Annotated in this window: 18 protein-coding genes and 1 tRNA gene; 14 read left to right on the top strand and 5 right to left on the bottom strand. The window is 41.9% G+C overall.

Annotated features, from left to right (window positions below):
• The 6 genes from ACYVRH_RS05505 to ACYVRH_RS05480 form a co-directional block, all read left to right on the top strand.
• On the top strand, positions 1-847 hold an 847-nt coding region (locus tag ACYVRH_RS05505), incomplete at its 5' end, for a peptidoglycan DD-metalloendopeptidase family protein (protein WP_461255929.1).
• A gap of 197 nt (positions 848-1044) precedes the next feature.
• The gene (locus ACYVRH_RS05500) at positions 1045-1347 is read left to right on the top strand and encodes a hypothetical protein (RefSeq protein ID WP_461255928.1); all 303 of its coding nucleotides are present in this window, start codon (positions 1045-1047) and stop codon (positions 1345-1347) included.
• A gap of 5 nt (positions 1348-1352) precedes the next feature.
• Positions 1353-3647, top strand: a complete 2295-nt coding sequence (locus ACYVRH_RS05495) for a polysaccharide deacetylase family protein (RefSeq protein ID WP_461255927.1) — start codon at positions 1353-1355, stop codon at positions 3645-3647.
• A 7-nt stretch (positions 3648-3654) separates the two neighbouring features.
• The gene (locus tag ACYVRH_RS05490) at positions 3655-4791 is read left to right on the top strand and encodes a small ribosomal subunit Rsm22 family protein (protein ID WP_461255926.1); all 1137 of its coding nucleotides are present in this window, start codon (positions 3655-3657) and stop codon (positions 4789-4791) included.
• 18 nt (positions 4792-4809) lie between these two features.
• Positions 4810-5697, top strand: coding sequence for a histidinol-phosphatase (locus ACYVRH_RS05485; RefSeq protein WP_461255925.1), 888 nt, complete (start codon positions 4810-4812; stop codon positions 5695-5697).
• Between the two features lie 51 nt (positions 5698-5748).
• Entirely contained in the window at positions 5749-6045 is a 297-nt protein-coding gene (locus ACYVRH_RS05480) for a HigA family addiction module antitoxin (RefSeq protein WP_461255924.1), read from the top strand.
• Between the two features lie 48 nt (positions 6046-6093).
• On the opposite strand, the gene ACYVRH_RS05475 is transcribed toward ACYVRH_RS05480, so the two are convergent.
• The 4 genes from ACYVRH_RS05475 to ACYVRH_RS05460 all read right to left on the bottom strand — a co-directional run bounded on the left by ACYVRH_RS05475 (position 6094) and on the right by ACYVRH_RS05460 (position 10403).
• Positions 6094-6777, bottom strand: coding sequence for an endonuclease III domain-containing protein (locus ACYVRH_RS05475; RefSeq protein ID WP_461255923.1), 684 nt, complete (start codon positions 6775-6777; stop codon positions 6094-6096).
• The gene (ispF, locus tag ACYVRH_RS05470; RefSeq protein ID WP_461255922.1) at positions 6777-7253 is read right to left on the bottom strand and encodes a 2-C-methyl-D-erythritol 2,4-cyclodiphosphate synthase; all 477 of its coding nucleotides are present in this window, start codon (positions 7251-7253) and stop codon (positions 6777-6779) included. Before ispF ends, ACYVRH_RS05475 begins: the two co-directional genes overlap by 1 nt.
• Positions 7250-8902: a peptide ABC transporter substrate-binding protein gene (locus ACYVRH_RS05465; RefSeq protein ID WP_461255921.1), complete on the bottom strand. Its 1653-nt coding sequence runs from the start codon at positions 8900-8902 to the stop codon at positions 7250-7252. Before ACYVRH_RS05465 ends, ispF begins: the two co-directional genes overlap by 4 nt.
• Positions 8903-8987: 85 nt before the next feature.
• Positions 8988-10403: a mechanosensitive ion channel family protein gene (locus ACYVRH_RS05460; RefSeq protein WP_461255920.1), complete on the bottom strand. Its 1416-nt coding sequence runs from the start codon at positions 10401-10403 to the stop codon at positions 8988-8990.
• Positions 10404-10501: 98 nt separating this feature from the next.
• Here ACYVRH_RS05460 and ACYVRH_RS05455 point away from each other — a divergent pair, with 98 nt between their 5' ends.
• The 3 genes from ACYVRH_RS05455 (at position 10502) to ACYVRH_RS05445 (ending at position 13621) form a co-directional block, all read left to right on the top strand.
• Positions 10502-11911 carry an MBL fold metallo-hydrolase RNA specificity domain-containing protein gene (locus ACYVRH_RS05455; RefSeq protein WP_461255919.1) on the top strand — a complete coding sequence of 470 codons (1410 nt, stop codon included), beginning with the start codon at positions 10502-10504 and terminating at the stop codon, positions 11909-11911.
• 4 nt (positions 11912-11915) lie between these two features.
• On the top strand, positions 11916-13361 hold the full coding sequence (locus ACYVRH_RS05450; protein WP_461255918.1) for a bifunctional folylpolyglutamate synthase/dihydrofolate synthase: 1446 nt from the start codon (positions 11916-11918) through the stop codon (positions 13359-13361).
• 186 nt (positions 13362-13547) lie between these two features.
• Positions 13548-13621: transfer RNA gene (locus tag ACYVRH_RS05445), tRNA-Ala, on the top strand.
• Between the two features lie 822 nt (positions 13622-14443).
• Here the strand turns inward: ACYVRH_RS05445 and ACYVRH_RS05440 are convergent.
• Entirely contained in the window at positions 14444-16975 is a 2532-nt protein-coding gene (locus ACYVRH_RS05440) for a methyl-accepting chemotaxis protein (protein ID WP_461255917.1), read from the bottom strand.
• 666 nt (positions 16976-17641) lie between these two features.
• On the opposite strand from ACYVRH_RS05440, the gene ACYVRH_RS05435 reads away from it, so the two are divergent.
• The 5 genes from ACYVRH_RS05435 to ACYVRH_RS05415 all read left to right on the top strand — a co-directional run.
• Positions 17642-18049, top strand: a complete 408-nt coding sequence (locus ACYVRH_RS05435) for a hypothetical protein (protein ID WP_461255916.1) — start codon at positions 17642-17644, stop codon at positions 18047-18049.
• A gap of 5 nt (positions 18050-18054) precedes the next feature.
• Positions 18055-18744, top strand: coding sequence for a J domain-containing protein (locus tag ACYVRH_RS05430; RefSeq protein WP_461255915.1), 690 nt, complete (start codon positions 18055-18057; stop codon positions 18742-18744).
• A gap of 179 nt (positions 18745-18923) precedes the next feature.
• On the top strand, positions 18924-19697 hold the full coding sequence (gene map, locus ACYVRH_RS05425; RefSeq protein ID WP_461255914.1) for a type I methionyl aminopeptidase: 774 nt from the start codon (positions 18924-18926) through the stop codon (positions 19695-19697).
• Between the two features lie 213 nt (positions 19698-19910).
• A complete protein-coding gene (locus ACYVRH_RS05420; protein WP_461255913.1) occupies positions 19911-21257 on the top strand; it encodes a tyrosine-type recombinase/integrase in 1347 nt (448 codons plus the stop codon).
• A gap of 220 nt (positions 21258-21477) precedes the next feature.
• Positions 21478-21712, top strand: a 235-nt coding sequence (locus ACYVRH_RS05415) for a hypothetical protein (RefSeq protein WP_461255912.1), incomplete at its 3' end; no start/stop codon positions are given.

Genomic DNA, 21712 nt, shown 5'->3' with positions numbered 1-21712 from the left:
AATTACCGACATTATTGACAAGTTGAGCCAGCTGGCAAGCGATGAGGTTTCCGGTGAAAACGCAAAAACAAATACACAGGTTGATAATCCGCACGGTTCTCTTGTCACTTTTGAATGGCAGAAGTACAAGGTAAAAAAAGGCGATTCCGTTTCAACAATAGCCAAAAAATTCAATGTTTCTATGGACGCAATTATAGCGTCAAATAATATTACCAATGCCAGAAAACTCCCGGAAGGGACAGTCTTAAAAATCCCAAATATCGACGGTATTCCGTACCAAATCCAAAAAGGAGACAATCTTAAAAAGATTTCAGCATCTTTTAAAGTGCCTTTGGAAGTAATTTTGGATGTAAATGACATAAAAAGCGATAAGATTAGAGCGGGAGACACTCTTTTTATCCCCGGCGCGAGGATGAATGACATCGATCTTAGAATGAGTTTAGGCGAGACATTTATGTACCCGATTAACAGAAAAGACATCAGGAAAAATATCACAAGCTATTATGGAATGCGTAAAGACCCGATAAACGGCTCATTAAGTTTCCATTCCGGCATTGATTTAAGGGCAAATACAGGCACGCCTGTTCTGGCTTCCCTGGATGGTGTTGTTTCCTTTACAGGCGAAAATTGGCTTTACGGAAAACACATCATAATAAGCCACAGCAACGGCTACAAGACTATGTATGCCCATTTAAACGCTTTTTCCGTAAATAAGGGGGACAAGGTGACAAGGGGTCGAAAAATAGCGGAATCGGGCAATACAGGCCATAGTACCGGACCCCATCTGCATTTTGGAATATATGACAAGAACAATAAATTGGTCAATCCTTTGGATTTGTTAAATTAAGGGAACCTCTAAAAACCTCGGTTAGGTTTTTAGAGGTTCCAAGAAAATGTGAGGTACAATGAAAAAATTAATATTGATACTTTTGGCGTTTTTGGCAATTTTTACGTTTATCCGCGCTTTCGAGACCGCTCAAGCCGTTGAAATTCCTTCAAAAGAAGGTGTGGAAATTTTCCGCTAAAATATACTACAATTAACGTATGATACTTGGTGAAAAATCTGCGGCTGTAACCGGTGGTGAATATTCGCCCGGGCAGCAAAAAATTCCGGAAGCCGGTTTATACGTTTTTAGCGATGTGGTAGACAAAGCGTGTAAAGGACTGTTAGATCAACAGATTAAATACTCAATCCGGCGCATCCGGGAAATGAAAGCTCAACTCTGTGAATTGGAACATGAACTGGATGATTTTCTTTTTTCCAAAACACGGCAACCGTGCGACTGCCGTAGTGCGACTGCCATAGGCAGTAGTGCGACTGCCGTAGGCAGTCGCGAAGAGAAATAGATAGAATGATAAAACGCGCTTACAGAGCATACAAAATCTTTTTTTTCTTTATCGTTTCACTAATGCCTTTTTTTCAACTTTCCGCAGTTAATTTCAGCAGGCTGACTGTCTCAAATGATGACAAGCTTTTATTCAGGGCGGACTTTGAGGGACAATATGCCGTATTTATTGCAAAGCTAGGCGATCTGTCCATGCAGCAGCTTACAATGCATCCTGAAAAACTGTATCTGGTTAATAACGGAAGAACAATTATCGCGTTGAACAGATTGGGAGCTGCAAGTATTCCCGTATCGGGAGGGCTTCCAACTCCGCTCCCCGTATATCCGTCTTTTGTCTCGGGCAATACGCCGCTAAAAGGCAGGCTTCAGGATTTAGCCGCTTCCGCAGACGGACGCTGGATAATAATCATAGAGCCTGTAAGTCCCGGCTACGGGGATTTAATTATGGTTGACCTATCAAGCGGCGCAAAGAAAGTTGTCAGCGAAAAGATAGAATTGCCTAACGCGGGATTCCCCGTAAAATGGAGTCCCGACTCGCGGTTATTTGTTTACTCAAAGGGCGGCAGGCTGTATTACTTTCCTATTTTAAGTGATTTGTCAGTACTGGTAGACGAGCGCTTTAGAATGATTGGATCAGGCGGAATTGAATCGGTGTTATGGGATCAACAGGGCTTTTTCTATTACATGACAGGAAACACATTATATCGCGTAACAAACCCGGAACTGTTTACGCGTACAATTTACGGAGATTTTCTTTCCATTGGCGCTGTTGCCGCCGTTCTTCCTCTGGAATTTAATTCAGGTTTTGACCGTTATTGGATATCGCCGGATTCAGGTTCAATTTTAATAAATAAGGGCGGCAAAGGCCTATTTTTCTTTTTGTTGGGTGAAAATCAACTAAGCGCCGCTGGTTCGCAGACCGCCGCCTCACAAGCGGCAATTCTTCCTCATGCGCTTACCCCCAACGGAACTGACAACTTTAATGTTCTCTGGCCAGCTGTCGCACAGGAGCGCAAAGTGGGCAGTCCGGCGCGTTCGGGAGGCATAACTTCAGGCAATCTTACAGTAATTTATAACGTACAAGGCGAAACATTTGTTTTACGTTTTGAAGTTAAAGGAAGCGTGATTAATTTACTCCCAAACAGAAGTTTTCCGTTAGCGTCAAATTGCGCTTTGTCGCCGGACGGAACAAAAGCGGTATTCTGGGGCGAAAACGGGCTTGAACTCTGGGATTACGTAAATTGGCGGATGATTCAAAGATTGAATAACAGCTCTGTTTTTTCCTGCGCGTGGATCAATGACAGGCAATTACTTGCCGGAAATTCAAGGTTTATAGAAGAAATAAATATTTCAAGCTCTTCCTTCCCGCGCAGAAGAATTTGTCTTTCATCGGCGGATGAATTTGGTTTTGTACAAGGTTCGGGAAACTTATCGCAAATTGCCATAAAAATAGGAAATGATTGGTTCTCAAGCGACGGAAGAAACGCATGGACACTCGCTGCAAATACGCAAATAAGGCCGCCAATTTTGTATTCGGATCATTACCGCGTTTTTCTTGAGCCTCAGGCTTCAGGACATTATGTTAATATTCCTATGATACGCAATATGCAGGCTACAGGCACTTCATCTCTTTTATCAAGTTATACGGTAAATAAATCGTACACGCTTGGGCGCACTATGCCCATCGCCGTTTGTTTTGATCTTTATGATGATGATACGGGGTTATCACAGGTGTTAGCAGCGTTAAGCCGGTTAAAAATAAGAGCAACATTCTTTTTAAACGGCGAATTTATACGCAGAAGCCCCCAGGCGGCGACTGCTATCGTCAAAGCCGGACATGAAACAGCCTCGCTTTTTTACACTCCGATTGATCTGTCGGATACGCGCTACCGCATTACCAATGAATTTATTGTTCGCGGGCTTGCGCGTAATGAAGATGAATTCAACAAAGCCACAGGAAAAGAACTCTCTACCCTTTGGCATCCCCCGTTCTATCGCACCTCAAATACCGTAGATTCAGCCGCCGTTGCCGCAGGATACATTACCGTTAACAGAAACATCGATCCCGGAGACTGGATGTCAAGGGAGGACGCGCTAAGGCTAAATCTGCGGCAAATCCCGCCTGCGGAAATGATTGAACAAATTATTCAAAAAAGGGAACCCGGCGCAATTATTCCCATACGGCTTGGACTGCTTCCCGGCGGCAGAGACGAATATCTGTTTCAGCGGATAGAGGCGCTTCTTGACGCGTTGATCCGTTCAGGGTACGAAATAGTCCCGGTATCAACAGTTATCAGATAACGTAAAAATGCTTGAGACAATTCCCTCTTTAATAGAAAAAACATTCCCCATCCCGGGACGTTTCAAAGGCAAACTGCCGTCTGATATAGCGGAACTTTCACGTCTCCTTACAAACAACCGAGGGAGCAGATCACTCTCCTATCTGACGCGTCCTAATTTTCTCTCCGCTTATCTGCATTATTTCCTACCGTGGAATCTCTACCGTCTCTGCCTCTTATTGCCAACCTTAAAAATAAATTTGCAGGCAGGCGGCATAATCACAGATTTAGGCTGCGGCCCGTTAACCTTAACATCGGCACTTTGGATCTCGCGTCCCGATCTTCATAACCTGCCGCTTGAGTTCAACTGCATAGACCGAAGCGGTCCCGCTCTTGACGCCGGAAAAAAGTTTTTTCTCGCTTTGTGTGAAGATTCAGGCTGTAAAAATGTCTCATGGAAAATAAATCTGATTAAGGAAGATGTGGATATAAGGCAGGTAAAAGGCGCAAAAAAAAGAAAGCCCGCCTCCCTTGTTTGCGCTATAAATATGTTTAATGAAATTTATGAAAACTTGTCTCACAATGATACGGAAGGGTTGCGGCAAACGGCAAAAAACGCTGCAAAAACATTGTGTAATGAAGCGGCAAAAAACGCCCCTATTTTGACTGTGGAGCCGGGAGTCCCCCAATCGGGAAAATTTATTTCTTTTCTGAGGGACGCGCTTATGGAATTGGGGCATCCCCCTTCTTCGCCATGTACGCACATCGGCGCCTGCCCCCTATCAGGCGGCGCGACAAAAATGATCAAAGGACGGAATTGGATCGACACAAAAAAACGATGGTGCCACTTTGCTTATGAAACTGCGGACGCGCCGAAGGAGCTTCGCAAACTATCAGCCGCCGCAAAACTTCCCAAAGATAGGCTGGTTTTCAGCTATTTATTGACAGGCTTACTTGCGGCAAAAACAGGAGAAGCGCGAATTATTTCCGATGCTTTCCCACTGCCATATAACCGTTTTGGACGCTATGCCTGCTGTGAGCGCGGGCTTGTTTTGGTTACCGGAGAAAGAGACCATATTGATAACGCGGTTTCGGGCAGTATTGTAAAACTTGCGGTAACAGGACAATATGATGAAAAAAGCGGCGCGATGATAAGCGCTTTATAAAATACTTTTGGAGGCAAAATGACAGCACAACCGCTGTTTTCCAGTATGCACACGCATACTAATTTTTGTGACGGAAAAGACGACATAGAAACAATGTGCCGCGCCGCTTATGAAAAATCTCTTTTCGCAATCGGATTCAGTTCTCACGCTCCAGTTGACAAACAGCTTGGATTTTATACCGACTGGAACATGAAAAGTACTCTTGTCGAAGAATACGCCTCACAAGTTATTGTGGCAAAGGAAAACTGGCGCGGAAAGTTAAATGTCTTTCTGGGTTTAGAAGTGGATTATATCAGGGGAAAGCGTTCTCCTCTGGACAGCGATATAATCAAATTAAATCTTGATTATATAATAGGCAGCGTACATTATCTTTTTCCTGAAAACGGAACACGGTCGTTTACAGTTGACGGCTCACAGGAAGAATTTGAAAAAGGGCTTAACGAAGGATTTTACGGCGACGCTCAAAAATTAATGAATGCTTATTATGACGCGGTCGTTGAAATGATTCGCGGCGGGGGCTTTGATATAATCGGACACGCCGATTTGATTAAAAAAAATACTTTTGGAAAAAATTTATGGCAGTATGAAGAAGAAGCTAAAAGACAAAATGAAATTGCGCGTCTGGCGGCTGAAGCCGGATTAGTTTTTGAAATAAACACAGGCGGAATAAATCGGAATAAAATACAAGAAACTTATCCTTCACTTGCTTTTCTTAAAATTATCAAAAAATATAATGTCCCTGTAATAATTACTGCAGACGCTCACTGTGCGAATGATATTATTGGAAATTATGATATTGCGTTAAACACGCTTGAATCAGCGGGAATAAATGAACATATACTTTTTATGGGAAAAACTAATAAAAAGGCAGTTTGGAAAAAAGAAAAAATTATTAAAAATTATTAAAAAGTACTCGACTATATTTTATATTTATATTATATTTAAACTAGAGGAGTTATGATGGCAAAAACTAAACAATCACCGGGAACATTGCTCTTGGATCTTATTGATAAGCACAAATTAAATTGCAACAGAGTTTCAAAAGATATTAAATGCAGTCAGACTGCATTAAGGCTTATCAGCCTTGACAAGAGCAGAATAACAACATCCATCGCCGTAAGGCTTGCGAAATATTTCGGCACAAAGCCGGAATTTTGGCTGTTAGCGCAGATGGATTACGATCTTAAAAAAGCGGCTAATAACAAAACATTAATAAAAGCGCTTAAGGGTATTTCAAAAGCCGGTAAAAAATGAACAACAAGGAATGAGAAATCTTTAGTTTTTCATTCCTGTTGTTTCATTTTATCTTGACTTACCCACATCGTTACGCGAACAATGTTTTTTTATTACGCATTGTGAGCAAAATGGACTTACAGGGCGGCATAGTTTCTGTCCGTAAAGAACAAGTAAATAATTAATACGCTTCCAATACCGGCGCGGTAAAATTTCTCTTAATGTCATTTCTGTTTCTTCAGGATTCTTGCTTTTTAACCAGCCGCATCGGTTGGAAATACGGTGAACATGAATATCCACGCACAAGCCGTCAAGATCAAAAGCCTCCGTAAGCACAAGATTGGCTGTTTTTCTGCCTACCCCGGGAAGAGCAAGCAACGCTTCCATTGACGAAGGCACTTCGCCGCCATATTGCGCAATCAAAATAGAAGCAATTTTCTTCAGCGAAGACGCTTTATTACGGTAAAATCCGACAGGATAGATCAATTTTGCGAGTTTTTCTTCTTTTATCGCGCTTAACGCATTGGGATTGCCGGCTTTTTCAAGAAGCCGCTTTGACGCGGCAAGGGTTACTTCGTCTTTAGTACGCAAACTCAAAATGGTAGAAACAAGCACAGCCCACGGATCGCGGCGATACTGCTCCGCTACGGTTGTTACGGAAGGATCTTCCGCTCCTTTTACGGTAATAATTTCTTCGCGCCATTTTTCAAGGGTGGAAAAAATTTCTTCCCATTTTGGTTTCGAGCCGCTCATTAAATTTTCTCAAGCAGGCATTGGGCCAAGACTTCGACTGCCTTGCCTTTACCTACGGAACCCAAGCCTTCCGCTGTTTTTCCTTTAACAAAGACGCAATCAAGGGGGGCTTCCAGAGTTTTAGAAAGCGAGTTTCGGATAACGTCACGGAAGGGAAGCACTTTTGGTTTTTCGCAGATTATTACGCAATCAAGGTTGACTAGTTTCCAGCCTGATTTTTTTACGCGCTTAAAAACATAATGTAAAAGTTTCATGGAATCGGCGTCTTTATACGTTAGATCGGAAGGCGGAAATAATTCGCCAATGTCGCCAAGAGCGGCGGCGCCAAGAAGTGCGTCGCATACCGCATGGGCAAGCACGTCTCCGTCTGAGTGGCCATCTTCCCCTTTTGAAAAAGGAATTTCAACGCCGCCAAGAAGAAAGCGCCGCCCTTTTTTTAAGCGGTGAATGTCGTATCCAAGACCGGTTTTTATCATTTTATAAGAGCGACGCCAGGCAGGGGGCGGAAAGCCTTAAAAGCCATATATTTAAACGGGTGAATGTCCATCGCGTTAGGATACCATCCGTCCAACTCGCCGGTATCAATAATATTTATAGCGGGATTGAAACATATAGGCAGTACTACACCCCTGTCCAATAAAAGTTTTTCCGCATTAGATAAAGTTTTCAAACGCGTTTTCCCCTCTTCCAGCATGGATTGTTCAATTAACGCTTCATAATCAGCGTCATCCAAACGCGCGTCATTTAAATTTGAATCACGCCTGAACATCTGCAAGAAAGCGTAAGGATCGGCAAAATCCCCAATCCATGTTATTGAGCCGACCGTGTACCCGCTTTCCTTCATGGATTGAAAATACCTGTTATAAGGAATTACCTCTACCCGCACGTTCAAACCCAATTTTTCTTTCCATGCGTTAGCCATTAAAGAACCGACTCGCTCAGCATCACGTGATGGCGTTATGCGAATAACAAGAACGGGCGTTCCCTCGCCGTTTTTATATCCGGCTTCTTCCATTAAACTTAAAGCTTCTTCGTAATTGGTTTCTGATATTCCTTTAACTTCAGGATACCCTGCAACCGGAAAAATCAACGTTTCAGCCGGAAGAATATAATTACCGCGTATTTCTTCCCATGGAAGCACAAGGGTCATTGCCCTGCGTACTTTGTAATCGTCCCAAGGTTTTTCGGCGCTACGGATATAAAAATAATGCGTGGCAAACATCACGTTCACCTGAATCCCGGAACGATCCGTCAGCGAATCTATGTCAACATCACCGGCAATCCAGCGCGCCTCTCCCGAATTCCAAAGATGCGTTGCCTGATTAGCGTTTTCCGTAAACTTAATAATAAGTTTATTCAGCGCTACGCGCTTAGAATCCCAATACTGTTCTGATTTTTGCATAACAATGCTTTCAGTATTCATAGAAATGATTTGAAACGGCCCGTTGGAAACGGGTGGAGTCCAGTTTTTTCCGGCCTTATAAGGAGACCAATCAGCTTTATTTAACATGGAAGGATGAATCGGGCTGAATGAATGATGGCATAACATTGCCGGAAAAAAAGACGCGGGAGAACTGAGTTTTACGACAAGGGTTCTTTGATCAACAGCCTCTATGCCTACTTTACTCGAATCTTTTAAAATACCGTTACGGTAATCCCTTGCGCCTTCAATAACGTCGAAAAAACTTGAATAAGGGTATTCAAAACCGGGATCAAGAACAGAAATCCACGCGGCACGGAAATCTTCCGCCCTTATGGGATCGCCGTTGGAAAAACGCGCGTTACGGCGCAATGTAAAAGTCCACTGCATCTTGTCTTCGGAAAGCGACCATCTTTCAGCTAACGCCGGAACCGGTTCCAAAGAAAGCGGGTGGTAGGAAAAAAGCCCTTCGTATATTGCCGTAAAAACCTGCGCTTCTCCCGTAAATATTGATTTACGAAAATCAAGCTCCATTTCCTGACTTGAAAACGCGGCTGTAAGTTCGTCAAGATTGCGGTTTCCGGGGCGCATTTCCGCAAATTCCCCGCCCTCGGGTTCCTGCGGTTTTTGTATTTTATGGCTCTGACAGGCGGCGAATATCAGCAAAAATAACGAAAAAAGCAGAGTTTTTAAGCATTTATTCATACATCTATTATAACATAAAAATACTCGAAATACAAGTATAAGTATAACTATAACCATAACCGGAGCGTAAAGGATAATTAAACCTTTAATTATTCTTTGTAGTAATAACCCTATAATGCGCCGCAGTCATATCAAGTCCGGCTTCCTGAAAACCGGTTTGGATATTCGCGTAAAGAGCCGCGTAAATACCCGGAATCTTGCTTACTTCTTTCGTGTAACAGTTTATTTGATAACTTGCGTAAAAATCATCTAATTTAGTTTGAAGCACAAAAGGCTTTGGATTTTTCTGAATATACTCCGTATTAAGCGCGGCTTTTATTAATATGTCATGTATCGTCTGCCAGGGAGTCGCGTAGCCAAATGTAACCTCCGAGTAAAGAATTAACCCTTCTTCATCTTCATCGGACGACGTATTGTAATTAATAATATTTGATCCTAAAATAATCACATTGGGAAACGTAACATACTCATTTTTATGCGTTTTTAACCGCACTACCATAAGATTTTTTTCCACGACAAAACCTGTTATCTCTTTAATTTGAACACGGTCGCCTAATTTAAAGGGACGCATATATGTAATTACAAGCCCCGCGACAAGATTTCCAATGGCGCTTGTTGATCCAATTGAAAAAATAATACCTATAAAAACCGAAACTCCCTGAAAAGCCTTTGAATCGGAACCCGGCAAGTAAGGATAAATAACCGCAATGGTAAACGCCCACAGAAGAACCTGTGCAATTCTTAATGTAGGCGCGGCCCAATCCGGAAAAAATCCGGGAAGCTTCAGTTTGCCTTTTTCTATCTGAAACGCGAAATATTTAAGTGCTTTTAGCACATAACGGGTAATTATAACTATTATTATAATTGTAAAAAGATTTGGGATGTATTCAACCGCGCCTATAAGGATTTTTTTTATTGGACTTAATATATAACCGAATAATTTCATCGCAATATTTTTTGTAGCGGAGAACAAACTGAAAATAATCGGTATTGTAAGAAAAAGCAGAATTGCGGTGATTAGGTATTTTATCAATTTGAAAAAACCTTGTATTGCCTGAACAACGTGCCTTGCCGTAAGAACTCTGAATTTATTGATATATAAAGCTTTTATTTTTTCGCTTTCAGCCTCTTCAATCTTTTTATCCAGACGCTTAAACAAAAACCAGATTAACCAAATAAATAAAATCTGCGCGGCAACTATCGCGAGCGCTATTCCCAGCCTGTATATAAAATGCAGTTCTTTTTTAGGTTTTTGCGCAGTATCAGGCAAAACCTGCGACTTCGGCGTTACAACTTCTTTTTCTGTAACTTTTTCTTCTGCTTTTTTTTCTGCGGAAACAGCCTCGGTAGAAACAGTTTCTGTGGAAACATCTTCAGCGGAAACGGTTTCAATAGGAACAGTTTCAACGGGAACAGTTTCAGAGGCGTCAGGTTCGCTTTCCTGCGCAAAAGAAAATGTTATATTTATTAATAGGAAAAGAACAACAAATACCTTTTTCATACTATATTTACATTATAAATTATTACTCAAAAAATTAATAGTGTAAAATTATTAAAAATATTGATGACATAATCGGTTTTTTATGATACAATTCCCTTATGAAAGCAGTATTTCAATCCCTCGGCGCAGCCGAAGAGGTAACAGGTTCCAAGCATGTGCTTGAGATTGACGGGCAAAGTTATTTGATCGATTGCGGAGCTTTTCAGGGTTCCAGAGCGGAAGCGGATCGTAAAAACAGAAACTTTGGCATTTCGGCCGATAAAATCGACAGCGTTATTCTGACTCACGGCCATCTTGATCATTGCGGTCTTTTACCGCTTTTGACAAAACAGGGCTACAAGGGGAATATCTTCGCTACTCCAGCGACAAGAGACATAGCAAGTTTGATCATGATGGACTCCGCCAACATTCAGGCGCATGACGCAAAATTTCTGCAAAAAGAGGCCAAAAAAAAGGGGGAAAAATTTACATGGACCCCGCTTTTTACGGAACATGACGCGATAGGGGCAGTCAGTCAGATGGTTGGAGTTTCGTATAACAGACCCATGTTTATCGGAGACGGAGTCACCTTGGAATTCTACGATGCGGGGCACATTCTTGGCTCCGCACTCGCTGACATAAAAATTAAAAAAGGCGGCGAAGAGCTGAACATTCTTGCCACAGGCGATTTAGGCCGCAAGGGCAAGCCGATCATACGCGACCCCGCAATTCCCGAAACGGCTCCCGACTACATTATTCTTGAAAGCACTTATGGCGACCGAAGACACGATTCAACCGATGAAGCGATAGAAAAACTCGCGATTATGGCAAAACGCACTATCGAGAATAAGGGAAAAATACTCATTCCTTCATTTGCAATTGAACGCACTCAGGAGCTTGTTTATTATTTCCACCTTCTTGTGGACGACGGCACTATTCCCGAAGTGCCGATTTTTGTCGATTCGCCGATGGCAACTAACGCAACGACAATTTTTCAAGTTCATCCCGAATGTTACGGAGAGGAGATAAAAGAGGCTTTCATCAAACACCATAAAAATCCATTTGGTTTTAACAGTCTGCATTTTACCATTAGCGTTCAGGAATCAAAATCGTTAAATGATTATAAAGGGCCATTCATCATAATTTCCGCAGACGGAATGTGCGAAGCCGGACGCATCCAGCATCATCTTATACAAAACATACAAGACCCAAACACAACTATTTTGACGGTCGGTTACATGGCAGAAAACACTCTGGGGCGGCGCATACGCAACCGTGAAAAAGAAGTAAAAATCCTCGGTGATTGGTACAAGCTAAACGCGCAGGTAGAGGAGATAAACGCTTTCAGCGCCCATGCCGATTATTTTGAAATACTTGAGTGGCTTAAAGCGGTGGACACTTCCCGCCTTAAAAGGATATTTTTGGTTCATGGCGAAAAAAAAGCGCAGGCGTTCCTGAAGAAATATCTTGAGGAGAACGGTTTCCCGAATGTCGAGATAGTAAAGTACGGCAGAACATACGACTTGTAATAAATTGAATTCTTTTAAGTCGGCTGAAGATGTTTTTAATTGGTTATCAGGATTTATTAACCTTGAGAGGGGACAAAAGCCAAAAAGTTTTAGAATAGAGAGGATGGAAGTTTTAGCGGAATTGGCGGATCATCCTGAGCGTTGCGCTCCTTCCATTCACATCGCGGGATCTAAGGGCAAAGGTTCGGTAACGAGCATGTTATCCGCCATGTTGACAGCAGCCGGTTTCCGCGTGGCTCGCTATATGTCGCCCCATGTAACCGACATCAGGGAACGCATCTGTCTTGGCGATTTATATTTTAGCGATGACATATACTGTTCTGCGGGCGACGAACTGAAAAACATTGTAGAAGAGCGGCTTCCCGCCATTGTAAAAACGCAGTCAAAAGCAGCATCGCTCTTTTCCCCCACAACCACTGACGGATGCGAACCTACTTTTTGGGAACTCTTAACGCTCCTTTTTTTCCTCTGCGCTAAAAAAGCCAAATGTGATGTTATGGTTGTTGAAACAGGAATGGGCGGGCGGCTTGATTCAACCAACGTGCTTGATCCGTTGGTCAGCGTGATAACGTTAATTGAGTTAGAACACACAAATTTTTTAGGCAGTACAATAGAAGCGGTTGCTACGGAAAAAGCGGGAATTATAAAAAAAGGCAAACCTTTAGTTTTGGCAAAACAATGTGAGCAAGCGTTAAATGTATTTAAAGAAAGCTCGCGGGATAAAAACAGCCCGTTAATTTATTTCCCGCAAATCGCTAAACTTTCTGATATAAAAATAACTACTCAAGGCACTGATTTTACTCTGTCCTTTAACACTGATAAAAATATTGCGCCTACATCGCCATTATCACTCTCCATACCAATACCCGGAAAAGTGCAGGCGGAAAATGCGTCTCTTGCCATTGCCGCGCTTAAAATCGCCTTCCCGCAGATTGGGGAGGACGCTATCTGCGGCGGTCTTAAAAAGTTAAAAATCCCAGCGCGTTTTGAAAAAATTACGGAAGCCGACGCGCCGCCTTTCATAATTGATGGTGCCCACACCCCCGAAAGCCTTGCCTTGTGCGTAGAAACTTTTTGTCTGCTCTACGGCGAAGGCGGCGTTCTTCTCTTTGGTTGCGCCGCAGACAAAAATTCCACGGTAATGGCACACATAGCGTGTCCGCACTTTGCGAAAATATTTATCACCACCCCAGGAACTTTTAAAGCAAGCGATCCTGACAAAGTTTACGAAACTTTTGCGGAGATAGCGGGGCGGGAGAAGACAACGCTAGTTAAAGATACGCAGGAAGCGGTTAGGCAGGCGGTTTTATTCGCAAGGAATTCTCGCAAAGACGGAAAAATTCTGCCGGTGCTTGGGACGGGGTCTTTTTATTTAGTAGCGGAGATTCGGGAAGTTTTTATTGATAAGACCTCACACAAAGATCACGAAGGTTATAAGATCACAAAGTAGGAAAGAGGGGGTTTTTGTCCGAGGGCTATGCATGGGCTTCACGATAAGATAACGGACAAAAACCTCTAATTCCTCTTTGTGATCTTTGTCCCTTTGTGTTCTTTGTGAGAAATCTTGCGGATCAAATTTAACCGAAAAAGGCCACTTGACACATCTGCATTAATCATATACAGTAAAGGAACTTCCGGGGGTGTAGCTCAGTTGGCTAGAGCGTTTGAATGGCATTCAAGAGGTCAGGGGTTCAATTCCCCTCACCTCCAGGAATAATTTACAAAGAAAGTAATTTATTCACAACAAAATAACTTTTTAAAACTTAAAATAAGTTGTCAGAGGTGAGGGGAATTGAAACTTTTTTGCGGCCTGAAGGAACCGAGAGGTTCCTTCAGGTAAACCGGCATGGAGGCCGGTTTAGCAAAAAAGTCGGCCCGGAATGAGGCAACAGGATGTTGCCGAATGTAGGGCAATTCCCCTCACCTCCATGGAATTTTTTACATCTTTTTGACACACGATTGAGATTATTTCCCAATCAAATTTTTCTTTTCTTGTACTTATCATGTTACTTCCCTTATTTAAATTATACCAACATTAAAATTTTTACAACAAGGTAGCTGCCCTAAACTTGATTTCCTGATACAATCTGAGCTATAATGACACAATTCATACATATTTTACTAATGATAATCTGCGGCATTCTTCTCCTCTGGTTCGGTTTTTATTTGTTTTTTGGCCCGCCGTCTCCGTTTTATCCAAGTCTTCCCTGGAGTAAAAAGAAAAAATTTAAAGGCAACCCTGGCGATCCTAAGGTCTGTCCTGTTTGTTCAATGCTTATGTTAAAAGGAGATTTGATAAAAACTGTCGTTTTTCCTCCGAGCACTGAAAACAGTATAGACCGACTTATGTATATTAAGGGCTGTTTTAGTTGTCTTAATAACAATGTGCCTCGGCGGTGTCCGGTATGTAAAACTGAACTAACTGTCGAGGACTTTCTTGTTGCGCGTATGTTTAAACGCCCGTTCACCAAGGACCATGTTCATGTGCTGGGGTGTAATCGTTGCAGAAAAGTGAAATAATTTCAATAAAAATTACTTCACCAGTTTTGCTACCGTAGCCAGCAACTCGGCTTTTTTAACAGGTTTATGTATATAATCAACCGCTCCCAGTTCCTGCGCTTTAGCTTTATCTTTTGGGTCGTCCGATGTCGTGTATATCGCTATTGGTGTTTTATGTAATTTGCTGAGGTCACGTATCCTGATAAAGACATCCCAGCCGCCCATTTCGGGCATCATCAAGTCCAATAACACCAAATGTGGTACATACCCTTGGAAGAACAAGTTCAAAGCAGCCTTGCCGGAACTGACAGTGGTAACGTCATAATCTTTTTCCAACAAGCCTTTTGTCATGGTAAGAACAGTTTCCTCATCGTCAACTACGATGATCTTTTTCTTTTCGTTGCCTGTCTCTACTTTAAATTTTGCCGATTCCATTTTAAGGTCCTCGAAATTCTTGTTGTTTTCTGCGCTCATTTCATCTACTACGGTTACGGCGCTTTTTATCTCCTTCATTGCGCCGTTCACTATGTCGTTCATGCCGTTCATCGACTCATTGCTAATTTGAATAAAAGCAGATGTCTGCCGGTTCAGGTTATCGCCCGATTCCAGCATTTCCTGCGCGCCTTTTTTTACCGATACGCTTATCTCTTTAAGGCGGCCTATGGATTCCAGAATTTGCTTTCCGCCTACTTCCTGTTCTTCCATTGCGTTTCTAATGTTAAGCTCGTGATGTGAAACTATTTTTACGCCCGAGTCAATAACCTCAAAGCGGGAAATAACTTCGTTTGAAGAAACTGTAATGCTGTCTATGGACGCTTTTATCTTTTTTAACATCGACGCGGTTGTTTTTGATTGAGTGCTTGACGATTCGGCAAGTTTGCGAATTTCATCGGCGACGACCGCAAAGCCTTTCCCCGCTTCTCCGGCGTGAGCCGCCTCAATTGCCGCGTTCATCGAAAGCAGATTTGTCTGGCTGGCGATATTGTTCATTACCGCGTTAATTTCCAAAAGCCCTTCGGAGTCTTTGGCGATTTCCTGTATCTTCTCCGCCACCGTATGAAGCCCATTTTTTCCATTCTCGGAAGCTTCAGTCAAATTATCGACGTTCTTACTGTTTTCTATCAAGGTTTTAGTAACAGAATTAATGTTAGCTGTCATTTCTTCAATCGCGGAAGACGAAGTATTGATGCCCTCAGACTGTTCTTCTATCATCTTGTTCAGGTAATCAATGTTGGATTTAATATTTTTTACAGCTTTATCCGCTTCGGCGGCGCTTTCTTCCTGCTTGCCCATTTTGCTCTTCATGCCGTCAAAATTTGTCGAAATCTGATCTACCGAATTGGAAGTTTTTTCCATGTTTGAGGATAGCTCATGACCGGTGTTGGTCAGCGCGTCAATTTTGTGTTTTATCGTCCCTACAAGGTTTCTTATGTTTTCTATTGTAAGGTTGAGGTAATCCGCCAAATTTCCTATTTCATCGCGGGTTTTTACGGCTACTTTTTCAGTTAGGTCTCCATCTTTTACCTTTTCCAAAAATGTATGGATCTCTTTTATCGGCGAACTGATAGTTCTGGCAATGAAGAAAACAACTACCAGCGCAATTAAAATAATGACTAAGGAGCTTCCCAAAATCGCCATAATTACCGTATTTCTTGCCCGCATGGCAATGTCCTTGTCCCTGACTGTAAGCACGTACCAAGGATCGGAAGCGCCGTTCATAGGAGCCGGACGGTAGTCAAGGTAAATTGCTTTACCGTTCTCTTTGAATTTTGCGTGATTGGTATTTCCGCTCATCATGTCGGCTATGGCGGCTTTGTATTCTTTCGAAATATCCAAAGGTTGTTCTTCGGTAATAACATTACCCTGCGCGTTTTGCAAAGGTTTTCCCGACGCGTCTTTTGAGGTTACGGTTTTGGTGAGTTTCGCGTAATTGTATAATTCCTCCTGATAGGTGTTGTCAGGGTGGGCTACGACTACGCCCTTGCCGTCCAGAATAAATGAATAAGAACCTTCAGTGGCGGTTTCGACAACCAGATCGTGAAGGGAGGAAAGTTTTATATCGCCAGCCATTATGCCTATCATTTGCTGTTCATTCATTATGGGATAAAAGACCGATGTGCAGGGCATATTGGTTCCCACTGAATAATAAGATTCCGAGACAAAGGGTTTTTTAATTTGCTCCATTTGGACGAACCACCAGCGTTCTTTCCGGTTGCCCAAATTGCCCGATGAGCGTCCGGTTTGCATTCCGTCCATGCCTTGGGCATATAGGAGTTCAAAATAATCATTTCTCTTTATGGCGGATGCGAGTACCGGCGTTTGATGTTCCGTATTCATTGAAATAATGTCGCTTTCAAAAGCAAGGTCTTCGATTTCTTTGTAAGCGGTATTGATGAATGATTGCAGGGAGCGGGCCACATATAGCGTCTGTTCTGAATTTTCATAAATTATCTGTTCTTCATAGCTTTTTGAATAGACCAGATAAAAACTTGCCAGTACCGAAACGATCATTAAAAGGATAATGATGCCAAACGACATTAACAATTTTCCGAACAGTGTTTTCATTGTTTCCTCCTTTAAATATTGTGCGTTTTATCAATACAAATCATATATTTTGTATAAAATGCACAAATTTTCACCTTATTGGGGTTATTTTACTACTTGATTGTTAAATTTTCAAGGATAAATGAGCATAATAAAGAAATAATCAAGCAAAGGAAATCCATTGTAGAGCATCCATTTGGTGCGATTAAGCGAAGTATTGACAGCGGATATTGTCTGCCGAAAGGGTTCAGGAACGTGCTGGAGAATTTTCATTCGCTTTTCTTGCTTATAACTTAAAACAGGTAATAAACATACTCGGATGTGGAAAACTAATAGAAAACATGGCATAGGGGTTCTGCTATGCTCTGTTATTTCCGGCAATAGCGTATTCTTGGAACTTGTACCCTGCTTTCATGAGCTAAAATCAGTTGCATATAAAAAGAATTGACACAGTCTGGTAGGCGGGTTCCTCCAGAGTTTTTGCCGCCCGCAGTCTGCCTAAGCTATCCGGCATAGCCGGATAGCACTGTACTAAATAAATTCATTGGGCATACATCGTGTAGGGGAGAGGGGAAAAAGCCTGTAGCAAGATTGCAAACATAGCGGCGAAATGCGAAAGAACGCTTTTTATATTATTTATTTTATTCCTATTTTATGATAATATACATACAATAAGGCAGGTAATTTATGAGAATAGCGATTGTCAGCGCGGCGGGGACAAAGAAAGAAACGCCGGATTATGTGGCTTCCCTTGCGAAGGGGATGGAGTCTATGGGGCATCGCGTGGATATAATTAACGCGTGGAAAGACGACGGCATGAGGCTTCCCGGATATGAATATATTGCGGTGACTACTGAGCCGATTTCGTTTTTTTCCGGCAAGCTGCCGGATGTTATTTCAAAGACGCTTTCTGCGGGCAGTTCTCTTTTAGGGAAAAAAAGCGCGGCGTTTGTTAAAAAGACGGGGCTTTTCAGCAACCGCGCCCTTATCAATTTAATGAAGGCGATGGAAAAAGAGGGAATGAGGGTTAATTGGAGCGATATTTTGCTTAACGCTCCCCACGCCGAAGCGATGGGCAAAAGAATTGGCGCATAACAAAATTGGATGATTATTACAAGCTGCTCGGCGTAAAGCCGGGAGCGAGCGCGGCAGAAATTAAAAAAGCCTTCCGTAAGAAGGCAAAAAAGCTTCATCCTGATATTGCGGGCGCGTCCCATTCCGGCGCGATGCGTAAATTAATCGCCGCTTATGAAGCGTTATCTGATTTAAACAGGCGTTTTAATTACGACAGGGCATATTCCTTTTATGCCAAAAAAACCGGGTTTGATTACCGAACATGGCTGAATGAGCAGGAAAAACCCGTATATAAAGCCAAATTAATTTTTTATGAGCTTTTACACCTTCAGGAAGACAAAGCAATCGAGATTTGGAGAAAATACGGCGGACTTGATTTTCAACTGGAAAAACACATGGAAAGGGAAGATTGGATGGACTGCCAGTACATACTTGCCGAAGAATTGGACAGGAGACACTTTAGTTTTGAAGCCTTTAAACTGCTTGCCGCCATTCTTGCCGAAGAACACCGCCGCCCTTACTTTAATCATTTTACCGAAGATATAAAAAATTATGTTAAAGCCATCGTTAATAAAAGACTGAAACAGCAGGTAGACAAGGAAACATGGATAACTTGCATGAAGTCGCTAATAGGCGTAGGATTTTCCGATGATGAGGAAAACACATTTAATGAATATATCGAACAAGCGCAAAACGAAATTAAGGCGGAACAATGAATGGTTACTAATAAAATATTTTTAAATGGAATGATTACTAATATAATAATCATAAATATAATGAGTTTTAATAAAATGATTTTGAATAAAGTAATTCTAAGTAAAATGCTCTTGAATAAAATGTATTCTTATAAGATAATTTCTAATCGGCTGAAACTAATTAAAAGGAGGTTCACCTTTTGATCCGCTTAAAAAATGAAAAACAGATTGACGGCATAAGAAAATCCTGCAAACTTCTTTCCGCCATGTACCGCGAATTGATCCCTCTTGTAAAACCCGGCATTCAAACAATTGAAATTGATCAATGGGTACAGAACTGGATAAAAAAAGCCGGAGGCAGGCCTGTCTTTTTAGGTTACACCATAAAGAAAAAACCCTACCCCGCCGCAATTTGCATTTCAATTAACGACGAGGTTATCCACGGCATTCCGTCAAAAAGGCGCATACGCGAAGGCGATTTGGTTTCTCTTGACTGCGGTATTGACCTTGGCGGCTTTATCAGCGATCAGGCTGTCAGCATAGAAGCGGGAAAGGCAAGCGATGCCGTAAAAAAAATTAACAAGACGACAAACGAAGCCCTTTATCGCGGCATAACGGCGGCAAAAGCAAATGACAGACTCTTGCAAATTTCCCGCGCCGTAGAAAGTTACGTGAAACCTTTTGGATACGGAATAGTTAGAGAGTACTGCGGTCATGGAGTAGGTCTTTCCCTTCACGAAGACCCTGCGGTGCCGAACACTCCCCACGGAGCGAACCCAAAGATTAGCAATGGCATGGTTATAGCGATTGAACCGATGATCAACATGGGAACAAGCGACGTAGAAGTGCTTGACGATGAGTGGACGGTTGTTACTGCAGACTCGAAAGTTTCAGCGCATTGGGAGCACACGATAGCGATTTTTAACGGGAAGACTGAGATTTTAACGGAGCCTTTGGAGTCTTTTGTTTGGTGATTTTTCTTGTCTTTCCCGCCAATTTAATGTATAATAATAGTGGTGTCCAAGAACTAAGAATTAACCACTGAGTTACACGGCGGAAAATTAAATTTTCGTACCAAATCCCCGTGTACTCCGCAGTAATTTTTTTTTTAGGACAGCCCAGCTATTTATTTTTTTGACATATCCGCTTTTAGTTAAGACTTATAAAAATTTTTTAAGAGGTTTACAATGGACGTTCTCTATCTCTTCCGTGAATCCGGCAATATACGGATTCCTTGTAATTTTTACAATCAAGCCTTATTTAACGGTTTACTTTCCGCCGGCGGTAATTGGGATACCGCCTGCCATTCGTTTGTCTTTCTTGGTGATTTTGACACGGAATTTTTTAGCCATGTTTTTAAAAAGTTCCTTCCTAAAGGCCACTCCACGATTCCGATTGTGCAGATACAGGAAAATTCCGACAATCAACCGCAAATTTCCGGTTTTCTTGAACATCCTTTAGAGTACTCTCATGAACAATTCTCGGAAATTCCATCTTATGAACATTCATCTAACAGCGATGAATATGTGAAATATTCTCCTAAAATTACACCTTTAAGATATGCACCTAACAATGATGAATATGCGGATTATTCTCCCGCCATAAAAAAGAAGCAGACTGAATATCCTCCGCTAAAGAAAGCTGACGCTCTCCCTGCCTCTCCCTTTTCATTTCCTGTTTCCCCGTCTTTGCCCGAAAAGCTTTCCGTTCAATTAAGAGAAAAACTTGAAGCCGAGCTTCGCTCAAGAAAGTACAGCGCTCAAACACGCCGTGCCTACATTTACTACAACCGCCTAATATGCCGCACCCTCCAAAAAACCCCAGAAGAAATCCGCTCCGATGACGTTACAGAATTCCTCGCTCTTATGGAAAAAGACAAAAAATATTCCGCCTCCGCGATGAATCTTGCTATCAGCGCGATTAAATTTTTATTTAAATATATTTTAAAAAACGACAGCATAGAAGAGAAACACCGTCCCCGTCACGATGGCCGTCTTCCCATGATTTTGTCAAAAGAGGAAATCAGCAAAATCTTTTCTCTGGAAAAAAATCCCAAACACCGCCTATTATTGATGCTTGTCTATTCGTCCGGTCTTCGCGTCAGTGAAGTAGTAGCCCTTAAAAAAGAACACATTGATTTATCCCGCAAAGTAATTTACATTCGTCTCGGCAAAGGCAGAAAAGACCGCAGCACTCTTCTTTCCGAAAAAGCCGCCCAATATATTGTTGAATACTATAAATTTTTTAATATTGATAAATGGGTTTTCCCCGGCCAACCCGCCTCAAAACATTTATCAATTCGTTCCGCCCAATGCATTTTTGATAAAGCACTCCACCGTGCCGCCATCTCCAAAGAAATCTCAATTCATGGCCTGCGCCACACTTTCGCTACGCATCTGTTAGAAAGTGGCACTGACATTCGATACATTCAAGCCCTCCTCGGCCACGCTAATCTTCGTACCACAGAACGCTACGCCCACGTTGCCAAGCGCAGTATTTTAAACATCAAAAGTCCTCTTGACACGATACCGTAAATTAGGGTATTAATAACTAACTTGCGTAATACCACAAATTTGTGCCTTAACACGAAACTTATCTCGTGTTAGCTTGATAGATGCGGTTTTTTATGAGAGCGGTTTTTGGGGGAGGGTGGGGGATTTGCGAAATTGGGGTATGCGACGTTATGCGAAATTGCATTGAAATATTACTTGACAAATATAAAAAAGCTTAATAGAATAATTTTGGAGGAAAAAAATGAAGAAAGCAATTATTGGGTTATTTTTGATTATGCCTTTGTTTTTAGTTAGTGTATATTCACAAGAAAAAAAGATACCAAGTGGTTATGATGAATTATTATTTGGCACTTCAATTGATGATTTCTTAAAAGAATATTCAGGTTTTATTGATGATATAGGACCAGATTTTGAAAAGAAAAACATTAAAGTATTTTTAAAAATCATTGACCCTATGCGAGGAAGTAGTATTTATT

Source organism: Treponema sp. R80B11-R83G3 (assembly GCF_054786115.1).
The sequence above is the reverse complement of the archived record's forward strand: the minus strand, read 5'-3'. Positions and strand labels throughout refer to the sequence as shown.